Raw genomic sequence first — 15,674 nt, 5'->3', positions numbered from 1 at the left:
GCTTGCAACCCACACTGCGGCAGGATCAACCCTGCGTATGCGGGTCGAGCAGCCGGTGCATATGCACGATGAAATAGCGCATATGCGCGTTGTCGACGCTGGCCTGAGCCTTGGCCTTCCAGGCCACGAAGGCGGTCGCGTAGTTCGGATAGATGCCGACGATGTCGAGCTTGTCGAGATCGCGGAACGTCAGGCCAGCCGGATCCTCCAGCTCACCGCCAAACACGAGATGCAGAAGCTGTTTGGGCTCGGTATCGGTGCTCATCGTCGGTTCTTGCTCCTCAAGGCCTGTCGGCTGGATCGGTTGCGTCCGGTCAGTGGTCTGCCCGCTCTCGGCCCTGCCGGTCGGCAAGACCGGCGAACAGGCGGACAGCCGGTTCGATCAGGGCGTCTCCGGCGGCAACCAGCTCAGGATGCCGCAGGATCTCGCGATTGTAGCGCAGGGTCGCGCCGCTCAGGTCGGTCAACCTGCCGCCCGCTTCCTGCACCAAAAGATCGGCTGCCGCAAGATCCCAGTCATGCGCGCGGGCGCGGGCGACGGCCACGTCCACATCTGCCTTGGCGACCAGCGCAATCCGATAGGCCAGCGAGCCAATGGTGCCGGCCGGAATGACCCCGGCTGCGGCGGCCGGGGTGAGCATGGCGGGCGGGCCATAGGCACGCGCACCGTCCAGCATCTGGCGCTCGCCGGTCTGGATCAGGCGCCCGTTCAGCCGGGTGCCGCCGCCCTCGACGGCCAGAAACATCTCGCCGCGCACCGGGTTGAACAGGGCGGCAGACCGTGGCCGGCCATCCTCGACCATCGCCAACGAGACGGTCCATTCATCCTTGCCGGCCAGAAAGGCCCGGGTCCCGTCAATCGGATCGACGATGAACAGCCGCCGCCGTCCGAGCCGGTCGGGCGTGTCGGCGGTTTCCTCCGACAGCCAGCCATACTGGGGCCGGGCCTTGCCCAGCGTGTCCTTCAGCCAGGCATCAACCGCCATGTCAGCCTCGGAGACCGGCGAGACCCCCTCCTTCATCCAGGTCTTGGGCCCTTTGCCGAAATACCCCAGCGCGATTTCCCCGGCCTTGCGGGCCGCAAGCTCGAGCAGGGTCAGGTCTTCGGTATGGGCGGGATCAGGCACCGGCAATGGTCAACCCCTCGATGGCAACACTCGGCGTCGCGGTCGAATACCGGGCATCGAGGTCCGATGCCGGACGCAGCCGCGCAAACATGTCCTTGAGGTTGCCGGCAATGGTGATCTCGCTCACAGGCGTGACAATCTCGCCATTCTCGAACCAGAAGCCCGAGGCCCCACGGGAGTAATCCCCCGTAATGCCGTTGACGCCATGGCCGATGAGATCGGTCACCAGCAGGCCGGAGCCGGCTGCGCGCATCATCTCCTCCAGGCTTTCATTGCCGGGATGCAGGGTCAGGTTCGTTGCGCCGGGCGAAGTTCCGGCTCCGCCGCGATGCGCCCGGCCATTGGGGCCAAGCTTCAGTTCCCGCGCTGTCGCGCTGTCCAGGAACCAGTGCCGCAACACGCCGGCGTCGATGAGGTCGAACGCTGTTGCGGCCGTCCCCTCGCCATCGAACGGACGCGTTGCCGCGCCGCGCGACTTCAACGGATCATCGGTAACGCGGATGCCTGGCGCAAACACCGGCTGGTTCATCCGGTCCTTCAAGAAGCTGGTGCCACGGGCAATCGCCGCGCCATTGACCGCTCCAGCCAGATGGCCCAGGAAGCTGCGCGCCGCACGCGCCTCGTAGAGCACCGTCGCCGTGCGCGTGGTCAGCTTTTGCGGCTTCAGCCGGCGCACGGCCCGCTCGCCAGCCCGCCGACCGATCAGGGCCGGATCCTCCATGTCCTCGAAGAAGGTCTGGTAATCGTAGTCGTAGTCCCGCTCCATCCCGGTGCCTTCGCCAGCGACAGCCGTCATCGACAGGCCATGGCGCGAGGTCGTGTAGGAGCCGATGAAGCCGTGGCTGGTGGCCAGCACCATGCCGCCGAGCCGCCAGGAGGCGCTTGCCCCGCCGGACTTCGAGACGCCGGCAACCGCGAGACCGGCAGTTTCGGCAGCCAGTGCCAGGTCCTTAAGCTCAGCAGCCGACATTTCAGTCGCGTCCAGCAGGTCCAGAGCCGGGATCTGCTTCAGGAGCAATTCGGGATCAGCAAGACCGGCGAACGGGTCTTCCGGCGTCACCCGCGCCATGGCCACCGCCCGCTCCGCCAGCGCTTTCGGATCGTCCATGGTGTTGGCCGAGACCGACGCGCTGCGGCGCCCGATGAAAACCCGCAAGGTCACATCGTCGCCTTCGGCCCGGTCGGTCTCCTCAACCTTGCCCTCGCGCACGTCGACCGACAGGGAAACACCCGTGACGGCGACCGCGTCGCAGGCATCAGCCCCCGCCTTCAGCGCCGCCTCGACAAGCCGGGCCGCCCGGGTTTCGAGTTCGCTCTTGTCGATCGCTTCGGTCATCGCGGAATCCCGTCTTGATGTGATGTTCCCTGTTTAGGCGCGCCGGGGGCGCCGAACAAGGGCCGCCTTGGGGCAAAAGACGTTTCCACTCCATTGACCAATTCGGGCAAGCCTTTCGTAACCCTCTTTGAAATCAGGCTTTTTTAACCGTGCCTGTTAAGCGGACCGGCAGAGGTCGCCCCTTAAGGTCAAGTCATCACGAGGCCCAACCCAAAAAAACCATGGGCCCGATGGAGAGGCACTTGGGACGTCAGACAGCCATTGACGGAGCACACGGAACCGGGTCGGGCAGCGCGAAGCGGCTCGACCCGGCCTCCCTGCCGGTCAAATTCGACACCACCATGAGCGCCCCGCCTGCCGGTGGCGCGGCCCGCGTCGCAGCCCGGGTCTATCTTGACCGGGACACGGCCATCATCAAGCGGCCGCTCGCCGGCCTCCCCCTGACCCTTGTGGTCCCGATCCATGTCTTCCTTGGCGTGGCGGTTGAAATTGCTCCCGGCGCGTTGCCGGGCACCCTGAATGCCCGCCTGTTTCTGCGCCATGCCGATCCCGCCCTCTGCGTCACCCTGCGTGAGGCCGACAATGCCGAGGATCTGGCCGACGACTGGGCAATGTGGGGTGAGAGCCTCAAGCTGCCGCTGCAGATGTGCGAACCGGACGGCAGCATTTCCACGATCAGCGACGCACCGGGCTCGGCCTTTCCCCCGCAGCGTCGCCGGGTCTATGCCCTCACCGCGCGTCGCCCCCGCTTTCTGAACCGGCGCAAGACCGGCACGAGGGGAGCGGCCCCCGCGGTGCATCGCGGCGAGCGCGAGATCATCGCCAGATCCTGACAGGACGAAACCATGGGCCGCCGAAAAGCGGCCTATTTTCTTGTCAAAGTACTGGAAAAATTAACGGGCTGGATTTTATCACTGCCCGGACAAGTTGCCCTTCCCCCGAGCACGAGAGATCCATGCGGCTGGACGTTGTCACCTTGAACGCAGCTCTCACCGTCATGCAAATGGTCGGTGCCGGCATGCTGTTCTTCGTGTGGCGCTTTTCCATGCACAAGAGCGGTGCGCAAAAGGACTCCATTCGTCTTTGGTCCATCGCCCTGATGATGGTTGGCTTCGGCATGCTGCTGCTGGCCCTGCGCGGCCAGATCCCGGATGTGATCAGCATCGTCATCGGCAACGCACTTGTGCTGGGAGGCATGGGTATGCGGATCGCCGCGATCGCGGCATTCTGGCGGATCGACCGCTATAATCTCGCGGCAGCGCTGCCAACCTTCGGCTGGCTTGTCCTGTGCCTCTATCCCGCGTTCTACGATTCCTTCATTGCCCGTTCAGTCTATCAGCATGGCATGCTGACGCTGACGTCGGCGGCCGCCATCTACCTGAGCTTCCGCCTCAACACCGAACGCATTCGCGCGGCGCGTTGGCTGAGCTGGGTGATGGTGCTCGAACTGCTGATGCAATGTGTGCTGTTTGTCGGCGTCTACACCAGCGGCATGACCGACTTCAAGCAGGCGCTGACTTCCCCGTTTTTCGCAGCCTACATCCTCTGGATGATCATGGCGGTGATGGCGACGATCATCTGCGCCTTTGCCATGGTGATCGAACAGGAAGAGCGCCTGCTGCGCGAACAGGCAAGGCGCGATCCCCTGACCGGCCTTGCCAATCGCAGGGATTTCTTTGAAAGCGCGGCACTCTGGCTGCAAAATGCCGCCCCCAGGACCGGCCAGTTTGCAGTTGTGCTGTTCGATCTCGACGAGTTCAAGTCCGTCAACGACCGCTTCGGTCATGCCATGGGCGACGAGATGCTGCTGGTCTTCGCGGACTGCTGCACCCAGATGCGGCGCCCCGGTGACATCACGGGTCGGCTCGGCGGGGAGGAATTCGTGGTCTTCCTTCCCGATGCCGACGAGGCGTTCGCCTATGCCTTCGCCGACCGCCTGCGCCAGCGTTTTGCCAACGCTGTCCGCGCCCGCACTGGCGGCATCCTGATCACCACCACCAGCGCCGGCGTCTATGCCGGGCGCGTGCCGACCGGAACGCTTGAAGTTGCAATCGCTAAGGCCGATGCCGCGCTCTACACGGCGAAGCGAAGCGGACGCAACAAGGTGGTTCTCAGTCAAGCTGCCGGCCTGGAGGCGCAACCCGATCCGGACTGGACGGGGTCACCGGCCGAGACGCCTTCAGCGCCAGCACAGGTCTATGACCAGTCGCTGGATCTGGTCCTGCCTATCGATCAACCACAAGATCTGCGTCGCCGCGTTGGCACCTGAAGCCGGTCGAGGGCGATGGCTTTCCGCCCCTCGCCGCGTGTCCGCTGCACTCAGACCGCCGAAATCACCGCTTCCGCGCAAAGCCCGATGAAGACGATCCAGCCATAGGTGGTGTTGGAGCGGAACAGCCGCAGGCACTGGTCCGGATCATCGATATCGAGGACTATGATCTGCCACAAGAGGTGCAAGGCACCGAGCGCCAGGCCTGCAAAGGCGAACGGCCCTGCATCCACAAGCGCTGCAGCCAACATGAACAGCCCCGTCGCCAGACCATACAGAATGCCCAGTGCCGGCTTGGTCCAGGTTCCGAACAGACGCGCCGTGGAGCGGACGCCGACCATGGCGTCATCTTCCTTGTCCTGATGCGCATAGATCGTGTCATAGCCGATGGTCCAGGCGATGCCGCCGGCGTAGAGCAGGATCGGCGCCCAGTCGAGCCGACCGAAAGCCGCCGCCCAGCCCATCAGCGCGCCCCAGGAAAAGGCAAAGCCAAGGAACAGCTGCGGCCAGTCGGTGAAACGCTTCATGAAGGGATAGATCGCCACCACCAGCAGCGACGCGAGCCCGAGCACGATGGTGAAGAGGTTGAACTGCACCAGCACCGCCGCACCAACCAGCGCCTGAACGGCCAGGAACAGCTTGGCCTGGCCCCGGCTGACCTGACCGGCCGGAATGGGCCGTGAGCGGGTGCGCTCGACTTTGGCGTCAATTTCCTCATCGACCAGATCATTGAAGGTACAGCCGGCACCGCGCATGGCGACGGCGCCGATCAGGAACAGCGCCAGATGCCAGGGGTTGGGCCAGGGCGCGCCGCTGTCGATCGCGGCAAGCGCCGCCGACCACCAGCACGGCCACAGCAGCAGCCACCAGCCGATCGGCCGTTCCCAGCGCGCCAGACGGGCGTAGGGGCGCGCCCAGGCGGGTAGACGGGTGTCCACCCAGTGGCTCTTGACCGCGTCTGCGACGGGGCCGGTGTCCTGTGTGCCGAAGATCTTGAAGCTCATGCGGTCTGGTTAGCATGAGGCGGCGCGCCTGACGAGCCCCCGGACGCATGCTGCGGCATCTCAGACCGGGACAGGGACAGGTTCGCTCAAGGGACCAACCACCCGGTTGCGCCCGCCGGCCTTGGCCGCATAGAGCCGCCGGTCGGCGATTTCGAACAAGGTGGCCAGATCGCGCCCTTCCAGGGGGGCGGCGGCAATGCCGATGCTCACGGTCACCGGCTCAAGGAAGGCATCGCGCGTGACGTCCTCGATGGCCCGGCGCAACCGGTCGGAGAAGCTCTGCGCCGCTTCCGCCCCCATCCGCTGGCTGACGATGACAAATTCTTCGCCGCCATAGCGGAAGATGTGGTCATCGGAGCGCTGGTTGTCGCGCAGCACCCGCGCCACGGTGGCCAGGACCTCATCGCCGGCCTGATGACCATAGGTATCGTTGACAGCCTTGAAGTGGTCGATATCGATCAGGATCAGGCTGGCGCAGTGACCATTGGCAGTTGTCGCAAGGATCAAGTCCTGCGCGGTCGTGTCGAACTGGCTGCGGTGGGACACCTTGGTGAGAAAGTCGAGATGCGAGGTCTTCAAGAGATCCTCGTAGCGCTCGCGGTAGGTCAGGACGTCAAACAGGTCCCGAAACCGGCGCGGTCCTGCCTTCTGTTCTCCAGCCGGGAACAAGGCAAGATAGGCCATGAAAAACAGAGCGTAGACGACAGTCGCCAGCATCTTGGCGACCCAGCCGCCGTAGAGGACCGACAAAGGCGCATCTGAAACCAGATGGAGGGCGATGTAGAACCCGAGTTGATCAAAGGTCAGCACCAATGCGCCGCAGATCAGCACGCGCAGCGCGAAATGCCGCCCAAGCCACCGCCCGAGGCGCTCATACAGCAAGATGATGGCGAGACTGTCGATATAGAGCAGGATCGTACCCCAGACCATCAACATGCCCATCTCGTCGACAAAGGCGATGTCCGGCTCGCGTCCGGCAACAACCTGAACCGTCTCGTGATTGCGCAGGATCATCACCAGGCCGACGATCAGGAAATTGCCGAACAGCAGGCCATGGATCGGCTGGCGCACCGTTGCCGCATCTTCCTTCACATAAAGAAGAAGGATCATCAGCAACTTGCCGGAAAACAGCACCGTCGAGCCCGGTGAGATGATGCCATGCGGCAGCTGCACATAGAACACGCTGGCAAGATAGGTCTCGAGGAAATGCATCACGCCCAGCGCGCACATGAACACGCCCAGCCCGATGCTTTTGCGCCGGTGCAGCAGGGTCATCATGACAGTGAAGTAGAGGGCTGCCTGGGCGACAAGCAGCAGTGAATTGGAGACGGCCATGGTTGCTTTCGTAACCTGCACACCCAACAAAACAAGTTAACTTTTGCCAAAACCGAAAAAAGTTGCAACTGCGTGAAACTATCCTCGCGGACTCAGTCAGGTTTATCGCCTGCCTTGCTCAGGCTTGCTGCTCGGAATCGAAGGGTCTCTCGAAAAGCTGCATCTGCGCTGGCAGGAATCCTTCGCTGGCATAAAGGCCAGCGGCAACCGAGTTGCGCGGGGCAAGGGCATGCACCTGCAAAAGGCCGAAGGCTTCAAGGTCCTCGCTGACCGCACGCAGCATCCGCCGGCCGAGCCCGCGACCGCGCATGCGCTCGACAAGAAAGAGATCGTCCAGCAGGGCAACCCGCCCGCCGTATCCGATGGAGTGTCGATACAGCGCCACGGCAAAGCCGACCGGCTCGTTGCGATACTGGGCAAGCCAGGCGCGGCCCAGGCTGGCATCGACCATCAGGGTCCGCAGAGCGTCTTCCTGCCGGCGCGAGAACACCTCCCCTGCCTCCGACCAGAATTGGCGTGCGAGAAGCGTGATCGTCTCACTGGTTCCCGGTCCGCCCAACAGCAGCGAAAAGCCTCCTGCCCTGCTCATCCTGTCTCCCCTGTTGCCGCCTGGCCCAGCCGTGATTGCCGTGAGGGGCGCTGCCATGCTAGAGCCCGGCCATCGCAAGGCAGGGGCATCGGCTCCTGCCGGTTCCCGTCCCCCGAACGGCCGAGACTTTGCCCATGAACATCTTCCTCATCGGATCCGGCGGCCGCGAACACGCCCTCGCCTGTGCCATTGCCGCCTCGCCGCTGACCACCCGCCTCTATGCTGCCCCGGGCAATGCCGGCATCGCGGAAGAGGCCGAGACCGTACAGGTAGACGTCAGGGATGCATCCGCCGTGATCGCGTTCTGCACGGAAAAGGCGATTGATCTTGTGGTCGTCGGACCGGAAGGCCCGCTGGTGGCCGGGATTGTCGATCACCTGACCGCCGCCGGCATCCGCGCCTTCGGACCGGACCAGGCCGCTGCCCGGCTGGAAGGCTCCAAGGGGTTCACGAAGGACCTGTGCACCGAAGCCGGCATTCCGACCGCAGCCTATGGCCGGTTCACCGACACGGACGCAGCTCTCGCCTATGTGCGACAGGTCGGCGCGCCGATCGTGGTCAAGGCGGACGGCATCGCCGCCGGCAAGGGCGTCGTCGTCGCCATGTCGCTTGAGGAGGCCGAAGAGGCCGTCCGCGCCTGTTTCGACGGCAGTTTCGGCGCTGCTGGTGCCGAGGTCGTCGTCGAGGAGTTCATGACCGGCGAGGAAGCCAGTTTCTTCGTTCTCTCCGATGGCCGCACCGGCCTCGCCCTGGCCACCGCGCAGGACCACAAGCGGGTCTTCGACGGCGACAAGGGACCGAACACCGGTGGCATGGGCGCCTATTCGCCCGCTCCCGTCATGGATGAGGCCATGATCGCCCGCACCATGGCCGAGATCATCCAGCCGACCATCGACACGATGGCGCGGCGTGGGACGCCGTTCAAGGGCGTGCTGTTCGCCGGACTGATGATCACCGACGCCGGTCCCAAACTCATCGAATACAACACCCGCTTCGGCGATCCGGAGTGTCAGGTGCTGATGATGCGGCTCGTCGACGACATCGTCCCCCTGTTGCTCGCCACCATCGACGGCACGCTCGACCAGATGACGCCGCGCTGGCGGGACGAGGTCGCGCTGACCGTGGTCCTGGCCGCCAACGGCTACCCCGGCGATTACGCGCGCGGCAGCGAGATCAGGGGGATTGCTTCGGCAAATGCGCTGGAGGGCGTCAAAGTGTTTCATGCCGGCACCCGGGGCGAGGACGGCCGGACCCTCGCCAATGGCGGCCGCGTCCTCAATGTCACGGCCCTTGGATCGACTGTGGCCGAAGCGCAGGCGCGCGCCTATGAAGCCGTAAATCGGATCGACTGGCCGGAAGGGTTCTGCCGCCGGGACATCGGCTGGCAGGCCATCGCGCGCGGCCGGTGAAAGGTCAGGGATCACGGTGAAGCCCCCGCTTCATTTGGTCCATGATGCGCCGACTTGCCGGCCGTGCAACAACATTCCTTTACGGAATGTAATTCCGGCTTGCGCCGGCCTGGCGGGCATCGCAAGCTGTCCGCCAGATTTCGCCGTCGCCGGAGCCTTGAGGCTTGCCCTCCATTCATCCCGTCACCGCTGCGGACCTCTTCCCGCAAACCTTTGAACGCTTTGAGTTTCAGGGCCCGCGCGGTCGCATCTGCGGGCGCCGGGGCGGGTCTGGCCCGGCGCTGCTGCTGCTGCATGGCTATCCGCAGACCCATGTCATGTGGCACCCGCTGGCCGGCGCGCTTGCCGCGCATTTTTCGCTGATCCTTCCCGATCTGCCCGGCTATGGCGACAGCGACCTGCCGGACGGACCGGTCGAGGCGATGAGCAAGCGCCAGCTTGCCCGCGACATGTGCGCCCTGATGGACGCGTTTGGGCACGGCACATTTGCCGTCTGTGGCCATGATCGCGGCGGGCGGGTTGCCTACCGGCTGGCCCTCGACCACCCGGACAGGGTCACCCGTCTGGCCGTGCTCGACATCCTGCCGACCCATGATTACTGGCAACGCATGGACAAGGCCTTTGCCCTGAAAGTCTACCACTGGGCCTTCCTCGCCCAGCCTGAACCGCTGCCCGAGCGGCTGATCGGCGGCGATCCCGGCTACTACCTTGAACACACCATGGCCAGTTGGACCGCGCGCAAGGACTTGAGCGCGTTTCATCCGGCTGCTCTTGCTGCCTACAGGTCGGCCTTTGCCTCCGGCAACTGTGTGCATGCCGCCTGCCAGGACTACCGTGCCGGCGCAACGGCCGATTTCGCCGACGATGCAGCTGATCTGGCCACAGGACGACGCATCTCGGCGCCCCTGCTGGCGCTCTGGGGCGGACACGGAATTGCGCCGGGCGCAGGCACGCCACTGGACGTGTGGCGCAACTGGGCCAATGACGTTCAGGGCCAGGCGATCGACGGCGGTCACTTCCTTGTCGAAGAAAACCCCACTGAAACCCTTTCCGCGCTATTTCCCTTCCTGACCGCTAAAGCGGACCGGTGGTCTCCACGCCGGTCTTCAGGAGAATGCAAGAATGCCAAGGTCCCGGACCGCTCCCCCGCCAGTTCCAGAGACAGACCTGCAGACTGATGCCCATGCTGGCGCGACAAGCGCAAAGTTGCCCGCTTCGACCGCCCTTGGAACCGGTGCCTCCATCGGCCTGGCCCTGGGCGGCGGCGGTGCGCGCGGCATGTCGCATATTCCGGTGCTGCAGGCTTTTGATGATCTGGGCATCAAGCCGGACTTCATTGCCGGTTCGTCAATCGGCGCGCTGCTTGGCGCCGGCTATGCTGCTGGCCTGTCCGGTCAGGATCTGCATGATCTGGCCGTCGAGACCTTCCGCAACCGAAATGCCCTGCTGGTGCGGCTGTGGCAATTGCGGCCCCGCCGCCTTGCCGATGTTTTCGGCAGTGGCCTCGCCCAGTTCGACCCGCTGAAGGTGCTGCACCTCTTTGCCGGGTCGCATCTGCCGGACACCTTCGAGCAACTCTCGATCCCGCTGACCGTGCTGGCGACCGATTTCTATGGCTGCGCCGAAGTCGACATTCGCAGCGGACCGCTGGCGCCCGCCATTGCAGCATCCTTTGCCATTCCCGCCGTCTTCCGCCCGGTCCGGCTGCAGGGCAAGGTGTTAATCGATGGCGGCGTTGCCAATCCCCTGCCCTTCGATGCCCTGCCGCAGCACTGCGACATCATCGTGGCGGTGGATGTTGTCGGCACCCCGGTGCCGCGCCCGGGCAAACATTTTCCGACGACACTTGATGCGCTTTTCGGTGCCTCGCAAATCCTGATGCGCTCGATCACCGCCGAGAAGGTCAAACAACGCATGCCTCATATCCTCGTGCGGCCGGATGTCGGCAACATCCGCGTGCTCGACTTCATGAAAACACGCGGTGTGCTGGATGCGGCGGCTCCGTTGCGGGAAGACGTCAAACGACAACTTGCAGATGCACTCGATAAGCAACTTTCCCGATAAATAAAGATTTTTACCCTGTGAAATGTAACAGTGACGCTATGTAATTATGCTATTCTTTTCGTCAGTTTTTTAACTTATACAGCATTTTAACTTTAGATTAACCGGAGCACCAGAGAATCGGGCTATATCCAGAAGGAGAAAGCGGATGAACCGCGTGGCCCCAGAATCCTTGAATGAGGATATATGCCCGGTCTCTGAAGAGACCTTCCAAGTCCTGATGCGGCAGAACGCGACTTCTGCGGCGTCGGTCGCTCACAGCCTGCCGGAGGACCAGCGTGCCCGGCTCGCGGTCTTCTGCTACCGCAAGGCGCATTTACGGCAGCTTGGCTTTGCCATTGCTGCCAGTTGCAGCCGCCGTGCCCTCGTCGAGGAAGCCGGCCATGCGGGCGAACTCCTGTTTCAACAATCCCGCGCGGTGTCATCCAGCACCGGCGTTGAACCCTATCTGGCCGCCCGGACGCATCGCCGGCCGGTCACGCTTTGCAGCATCAAGGGGTAGGTTCTCCTCCCACCTGCCCCCGACTGGCGCCGCCCCGTTCGTTCTCCCATGTCTTCTCCGGGGCGGCGCCAATTTTTTCCCGATCACCGGCATCCCGCGCGCGGTGCCTCTTCCATAGAACCAGTGCTTCAGCGTTCGTCGCGTCGCTCGCGGAAGAAATCGCGCAACAGGCCGGCGGCCTCCGTCTCGGCAAAACCCGAATAAACTTCCGGAGCATGATGACAGGTTGGCTGGCCATACAGCCGCACCCCGTTGTCGACCGCCCCGCCCTTCGGATCATCAGCGCCATAGTAGAGCCGGCGGATACGGGCAAAGGAGATCGCCCCGGCGCACATCGGGCAGGGCTCCAGCGTGACATAGAGATCGCATCCGGTCAGCCGCTGCGATTGCACCGCGTCGCAGGCGATGCGGATCGCCAGCACTTCGGCGTGCGCCGTCGGATCATTGAGTTCCAGCGTTCGATTTCCCGCGCAGGCAAGGACCTTGCCATCGCGCACCACCACTGCACCAACGGGAACCTCTCCGCGCAAGGCTGCCGCCCGCGCTTCTGCAAGCGCCAGATCCATGAAGCTGGAAACGGTCGACGGCGGGTCGGTTTCCTCCGGCCCCGAACGGGTGGCGCTCATACTGGCAGCAGCATCCTCTTGCGGCGGAACTGACCCGGTTCGGCATGCTGGTCCGGACCAAATGACGCCCGCGTTATAAACCATTTGACAGATCAGGCATGCATTTTGCGCAAAGGCCGCAAATGTCCGATTCCTAAAGTGGGAAACCTCTGCTATGAGGCTGGAATGACCGACAAGAAAATCCCTTCCCGGCCCCGCGGCGGCAAGCCCGGCGGACCGTCCCGTCGTACGGGCGCCTCTGACGGCGCGTCCCGTCCTCCCCGCAAACCCGGCGCGCCCAGCGGCGCCGGCCGGCCGCAGCGCGGCTTTAGCGCCCGCAGCGAAGGCGGCGAGGGCCGTCCGCAGCGCAGCTTTGGCGACCGTCCCGATCGCGGCGATGCCCGTCCGAACCGGGGCTTTGGTGGCCGCAGCGAAGGCGGCGAAGGCCGTCCGCAGCGCAGCTTTGGCGACCGCCCTGATCGCGGCGATGCCCGTCCGAACCGGGGCTTTGGTGGTCGCAGCGAAGGCGGCGAAGGCCGTCCGCAGCGCAGCTTCGGCGACCGCCCCAACCGTGGCGATGCGCCGCGTGGCCCCCGCTCCGACAAGCCCTTCGGGGCCAAGCCCTACGGCGGCAAGCCCTCGGGCGGACGCTTTGATGATGCCCGTCCGGCGCGCGGCCCGCGCAGCGGCGACCGTCCCGGTGGCAAGCCGTTCCCGCGCAAGACGCCGGCAGACCGCCCGGCCAAGGGCACAGGCGTTCCATCCGAAACGCCATCCTCCATCTCCTTTGCCGGCGAAGCCGAGCGCATCGCCAAGGTGATGGCCCGCGCTGGTCTGTGCTCACGCCGGGATGCGGAAGTCTGGATCGAAGCCGGCCGCGTCAGCGTCAATGGCACCGTGCTGACGACGCCGGCCTTTACCGTCACCGAGGACGACACGATCCTCGTCGACGGCCAGCCGATGCCGCAAAGGGAGCGCACCCGCCTGTGGCTCTACCACAAGCCGCGCGGCCTGGTGACGACCAACCACGACCCGGAAGGCCGCCCGACTGTTTTCGATGCGCTGCCGAAGGAAATGCCGCGCGTTCTCTCCGTCGGCCGACTCGACATCAACACCGAAGGCCTCTTGCTCCTGACCAATGATGGCGGTCTCGCCCGGGTCATGGAACTGCCGGCCACCGGCTGGCTGCGTCGTTACCGGGTCCGCGCCTTTGGCGAAGTCACCCAGGAGCAGCTCAACGGCCTTGCCGACGGCATCGCCATCGACGGCGTGCTCTATGCCGGCATCGAGGCGACCCTCGACAAGGTGCAGGGCGACAACGTCTGGCTCACCATGGGCCTGCGTGAAGGCAAGAACCGCGAGGTCAAGCGCGTCCTCGAGCATCTCGGCCTGTCCGTGAATCGGCTGATTCGCCTGTCCTTCGGCCCGTTCCAGTTGATGGAACTGCCGGAAGGTGAAGTGCGCGAGATCCGTGGCCGCGTCTTGCGCGACCAGCTCGGCGAAAAGCTTGCATCTGCCGCAGGCGCCGATTTCGATGCGCCCGTCCTCACCCATATTCCGGGCGAAGAGGGCGACAAGCCGAAGAAGAAAGACCGCCCGGCGCCGCAGAAGCAGGGTCGCGGGGAATGGATGACCGCCCGTGACGGCGCTGCTGCCATCGGTGGCCGCAAGCGGCCGGCCCGCGAGGGCGGCCGCGATGATCGCGGGCAGCGCGATGATCGCCGCGCCAATAGTCGTGACGGGGCCCGCGATGGGGGCCGTGACGGCGCCAGAGATGGCTATCGCGGTGGAAACCGAGACGGCGGGCGTGAGGAACGCGGCGATGCACAGCGGCCGATGAAGGTCTCGCCGCGCAGCCGTTTCCGCCTGACGCGCGAACCGCGCCCTGATGCCCGGCCGCAACAGTCGGATCGGCCCGCACGGCCCCAGCCGCAACGCCGGATCTGGAGCGAGGACGGCATTGTTGCCGACAAGCAGCAGGAATCCCGCATGGGCGCCGACCGCAAGGGTCCGCCGCGTGGCCGGGACGACGCCTACGAAGGCCCGCGCGGCTTCAGCCGTGCGGATCGCCCGGAGCGCAGTGAACGTCCCGACCGTGGTGCCCGCCCTGACCGCAACTTCAGCCGTCCGGACAGAGCCGACCGCCCGGATCGTGCAGATCGACCGAACCGGGGCGATGGCCCAAGCCGTGGCGATCGTCCGGATCGCGGCGACCGGCCAGGTCGCGGCTTCGGCGGCGGCGGTGGTGGCGGTGGCCGTGGCTTCGGTGGTCCCAAGGGTGCAGGGTCCAAAGGCGGCGCGCCGCGCGGTGGCCCGCGTGGTGCCGGTCCCAAGGGCGGCGCACCGCGCGGCAATGGCGGCTCACGCCCGCGCGGCCGCAGCTAAGGCTGGCAGCTGACGATGCGCATCATCGCCGGACGGTTCAAGGGAACCGCACTTGCAACGCCCCGGTCGGACGCCACGCGCCCGACCAGCGACCGCCTGCGTGAGACGATCTTCAACATCCTGGCGCATGGCGTCGGAGTGGATCTGGATGGCGTCCGGGTGCTTGACCTGTTCGCCGGCACCGGCGCCCTCGGCTTTGAAGCGGTCAGCCGCGGCGCCCGGCATGTGACCTTCGTGGAGGAGGCCGTCGAGCCACGCGGCCTCATCCGCCGCAACATGGAAACCATGGGCCTCAACGGCCTCGCCAAGATCCTGCGACGGGATGCAACGAAGCTTGGCCCCGCGGGGACCATCGAGCCTTTCGATCTCGTCTTTGCCGATCCCCCTTATGACAAGGGCATGGGCGAACTTGCCCTTGCTTCGGCCCGGGAAGGCGGCTGGCTGGCGTCGGGCGCCATCTGCGTTCTGGAAGAACGCGCCAACGCGGCTATCGCCATTCCGCAAGGCTTCGAGCTGATTGACCAGCGCAGCGCCGGCGACAGCCAGGTGCTGTTCCTCAAGGCCTGAAACTCCTCCCTTGAGCGTTCAGGGTGCCGCCGCTTCCGGATGCTGGCCGGTCACTTCTGCCGTGGCCGTGACCGTCCGAGGATCCGCGCAAGGCGCAGGGGCGCGCGCTGTTCCAGCCAGGTGAACCATCCGTTGAGCCATCCACTGCCGCGCCGCCGCCGCCGCAGCCACCGTGCCGCGCTCGGGCTCGTCGACAGGATCAGCATGGCACCGCCCGCCAGCAACGGCACCCCGGTCGGGATCGGCAACAGCACCGTCAGCAGACCCAGCACGATCATCACCGCCGCAGCACCCCAGATCGCGATCCGCCACACTTCCGTCTCTCCTGTTGGACGCTGAGCCATGCGACAAAAGCGCGACAATGAGATGACAGGGCATAACCGCCCCTGCCTGCAGCCCGCCACGCCTCTCCTTTTGGCATCTGCAGCATTCTGAGCCGGTGGCGCTGCTCACTGTTTTAGCAAATGCACACTCCCTTTGCATGT

The 15,674-nt window shown here is 65.2% G+C and carries 16 protein-coding genes; 8 read left to right on the top strand and 8 right to left on the bottom strand.

Translation table 11 applies throughout. The features are described 5' to 3' along the window. Positions 1 to 25: 25 nt before the first annotated feature. From ACTIFE_RS03380 to ACTIFE_RS03370, 3 genes are read right to left on the bottom strand one after another with little or no spacing between them, the layout of a single operon-like run. Positions 26 to 265, bottom strand: coding sequence for a DUF4170 domain-containing protein (locus ACTIFE_RS03380; protein WP_106754903.1), 240 nt, complete (start codon positions 263 to 265; stop codon positions 26 to 28). A gap of 49 nt (positions 266 to 314) precedes the next feature. Next, positions 315 to 1,127 (bottom strand): 3'(2'),5'-bisphosphate nucleotidase CysQ, encoded by an 813-nt coding sequence (locus ACTIFE_RS03375; RefSeq protein ID WP_439527818.1) that lies wholly within the window; start codon positions 1,125 to 1,127, stop codon positions 315 to 317. Then, positions 1,120 to 2,463: a TldD/PmbA family protein gene (locus ACTIFE_RS03370; protein ID WP_439527753.1), complete on the bottom strand. Its 1,344-nt coding sequence runs from the start codon at positions 2,461 to 2,463 to the stop codon at positions 1,120 to 1,122. Before ACTIFE_RS03370 ends, ACTIFE_RS03375 begins: the two co-directional genes overlap by 8 nt. 242 nt (positions 2,464 to 2,705) lie before the next feature. Here ACTIFE_RS03370 and ACTIFE_RS03365 point away from each other — a divergent pair, with 242 nt between their 5' ends. Together ACTIFE_RS03365 and ACTIFE_RS03360 are read left to right on the top strand one after the other, a co-directional pair. Further along, a complete protein-coding gene (locus ACTIFE_RS03365) occupies positions 2,706 to 3,296 on the top strand; it encodes a DUF6101 family protein (protein WP_439527752.1) in 591 nt (196 codons plus the stop codon). A gap of 122 nt (positions 3,297 to 3,418) precedes the next feature. Next, a complete protein-coding gene (locus tag ACTIFE_RS03360) occupies positions 3,419 to 4,732 on the top strand; it encodes a GGDEF domain-containing protein (RefSeq protein WP_439527751.1) in 1,314 nt (437 codons plus the stop codon). Positions 4,733 to 4,782: 50 nt separating this feature from the next. Here ACTIFE_RS03360 and ubiA read toward each other — a convergent pair whose 3' ends face one another. From ubiA to ACTIFE_RS03345, 3 genes are all read right to left on the bottom strand, one after another. Beyond that, the gene (gene ubiA / locus ACTIFE_RS03355; RefSeq protein ID WP_439527750.1) at positions 4,783 to 5,736 is read right to left on the bottom strand and encodes a 4-hydroxybenzoate octaprenyltransferase; all 954 of its coding nucleotides are present in this window, start codon (positions 5,734 to 5,736) and stop codon (positions 4,783 to 4,785) included. 60 nt (positions 5,737 to 5,796) lie between these two features. Beyond that, positions 5,797 to 7,071, bottom strand: coding sequence for a diguanylate cyclase (locus tag ACTIFE_RS03350; protein WP_439527749.1), 1,275 nt, complete (start codon positions 7,069 to 7,071; stop codon positions 5,797 to 5,799). A 118-nt stretch (positions 7,072 to 7,189) separates the two neighbouring features. Continuing rightward, on the bottom strand, positions 7,190 to 7,660 hold the full coding sequence (locus ACTIFE_RS03345; RefSeq protein WP_439527748.1) for a GNAT family N-acetyltransferase: 471 nt from the start codon (positions 7,658 to 7,660) through the stop codon (positions 7,190 to 7,192). A 134-nt stretch (positions 7,661 to 7,794) separates the two neighbouring features. Between ACTIFE_RS03345 and purD the strand changes: the two genes are divergently transcribed. The 4 genes from purD (at position 7,795) to ACTIFE_RS03325 (ending at position 11,632) form a co-directional block, all read left to right on the top strand. Next, positions 7,795 to 9,069 carry a phosphoribosylamine--glycine ligase gene (gene purD, locus ACTIFE_RS03340; RefSeq protein ID WP_439527747.1) on the top strand — a complete coding sequence of 425 codons (1,275 nt, stop codon included), beginning with the start codon at positions 7,795 to 7,797 and terminating at the stop codon, positions 9,067 to 9,069. Between the two features lie 164 nt (positions 9,070 to 9,233). After that, entirely contained in the window at positions 9,234 to 10,247 is a 1,014-nt protein-coding gene (locus tag ACTIFE_RS03335) for an alpha/beta fold hydrolase (protein ID WP_439527746.1), read from the top strand. A 28-nt stretch (positions 10,248 to 10,275) separates the two neighbouring features. Further along, positions 10,276 to 11,133 (top strand): patatin-like phospholipase family protein, encoded by an 858-nt coding sequence (locus ACTIFE_RS03330; protein ID WP_439527745.1) that lies wholly within the window; start codon positions 10,276 to 10,278, stop codon positions 11,131 to 11,133. A gap of 145 nt (positions 11,134 to 11,278) precedes the next feature. Continuing rightward, positions 11,279 to 11,632 (top strand): hypothetical protein, encoded by a 354-nt coding sequence (locus ACTIFE_RS03325; protein WP_106754911.1) that lies wholly within the window; start codon positions 11,279 to 11,281, stop codon positions 11,630 to 11,632. Between the two features lie 128 nt (positions 11,633 to 11,760). Here the strand turns inward: ACTIFE_RS03325 and ACTIFE_RS03320 are convergent, their stop codons facing one another. After that, entirely contained in the window at positions 11,761 to 12,198 is a 438-nt protein-coding gene (locus ACTIFE_RS03320; RefSeq protein ID WP_439527817.1) for a nucleoside deaminase, read from the bottom strand. Between the two features lie 225 nt (positions 12,199 to 12,423). On the opposite strand from ACTIFE_RS03320, the gene ACTIFE_RS03315 reads away from it, so the two are divergent. Further along, positions 12,424 to 14,622 (top strand): pseudouridine synthase, encoded by a 2,199-nt coding sequence (locus ACTIFE_RS03315; protein ID WP_439527744.1) that lies wholly within the window; start codon positions 12,424 to 12,426, stop codon positions 14,620 to 14,622. A 15-nt stretch (positions 14,623 to 14,637) separates the two neighbouring features. Beyond that, on the top strand, positions 14,638 to 15,189 hold the full coding sequence (gene rsmD / locus ACTIFE_RS03310; RefSeq protein WP_439527743.1) for a 16S rRNA (guanine(966)-N(2))-methyltransferase RsmD: 552 nt from the start codon (positions 14,638 to 14,640) through the stop codon (positions 15,187 to 15,189). Positions 15,190 to 15,239: 50 nt separating this feature from the next. Here rsmD and ACTIFE_RS03305 read toward each other — a convergent pair whose 3' ends face one another. Further along, positions 15,240 to 15,503, bottom strand: coding sequence for a hypothetical protein (locus ACTIFE_RS03305; RefSeq protein WP_439527742.1), 264 nt, complete (start codon positions 15,501 to 15,503; stop codon positions 15,240 to 15,242). Positions 15,504 to 15,674 lie beyond the last annotated feature (171 nt).

The sequence above is a fragment of the Pannonibacter sp. genome (assembly GCF_051860505.1).
In the GTDB taxonomy this organism is placed as follows: Bacteria; Pseudomonadota; Alphaproteobacteria; order Rhizobiales; family Stappiaceae; genus Pannonibacter.
This window is presented reverse-complemented; position numbering and strand designations above follow the sequence as displayed.